This is a genomic window from Synechococcus sp. BA-120 BA3, assembly GCF_034931285.1.
Taxonomy (GTDB): domain Bacteria; phylum Cyanobacteriota; class Cyanobacteriia; order PCC-6307; family Cyanobiaceae; genus Cyanobium.
This window is the reverse complement of record NZ_JAYGHZ010000484.1, coordinates 1-907: the sequence shown is the minus strand read 5'-3', so window position 1 is coordinate 907 and position 907 is coordinate 1. Positions and strand designations below refer to the sequence as shown.

Genomic DNA, 907 nt, shown 5'->3' with positions numbered 1-907 from the left:
CTCCAGCCCCTGCAGGCCGAGCGCGCCCGGCTGGAGGCGGAGCGGGCCCGGCTCAGCCGGGAGGTGCAGGGCCGGGACGCCGAGATCCGCCGCACCGAGGCCGAACTGGCCAGCGTCCGCCGCCGCATCGCCGCCGGCGAGAAGGAACTCAAGGACCTGGAGACCAACGTCATCGCCCTGCGCCGCGGTGATGTGGTGATCGCCAGCGGCCAGCCGCTGGCCACCGCCAAGGTGCAGCTGCAGCGCCCCGACCAGGCCAGGCAGGTGATCGACGCCCTGCTGCAGGAGTCGAACCGGGCGGCGTTCCAGTTGCTGCTGCCCGGCCAGCCCCCCAACCGCCAGATCCTGCTGGTGCCCCGCAGCGACATCAACCGGCTGGAATCGCTGCTCGCCAACCCCGGCGTCTGGGTGGTCAGCATCCGCTCGGCCGCCAACGTGCTGCGGGGCGAGGCCCAGGTGCTCGCCTTCCCCGACCTGCGCCCCAACCGCCAGGTGGTGGAGCAGGGGGAGGTGCTCTCCCGCACCGCCCTCGAGCCCGACGTGCGCGACCTGGACGCCGTCCGCAGCCGCCTCAACCTGCTGCTGACCGCCGCCTTCGCCAAGGCCCAGCGCCAGGGCACCCTGGCCAACGGCCTCCAGTTCGATGTCGCCAGCCTCAACGCCCTGGCCCGGGAACTCAGCGAGCGCCCCGCCGGCGTCACCGCCAACCTGGAGGCGGTGGCCCTCCAGAACGCCGACACCCCCGACCCGATCAGCGTCGAGCTGCGCTGGCCCCGCAAGGACGGCGCCGGAGCCACCCGGCCGGGGCGGCCATGACGGTGGCGGGCCCCGGCCCCTTGGCGGGGCTCGATCCCGGCCGCAGCAAGTGCGGCCTGGTGCTCACCGATCCCGCCTGCCAGGAGATCCG

At 74.5% G+C, this 907-nt stretch carries 1 protein-coding gene; it reads left to right on the top strand.

The genetic code is table 11. From position 1 onward, the window contains the following. A partial coding sequence (locus VB737_RS17030) for a DUF3084 family protein (RefSeq protein WP_500314712.1) occupies positions 1–816 on the top strand: 816 nt, incomplete at its 5' end. Positions 817–907 lie beyond the last annotated feature (91 nt).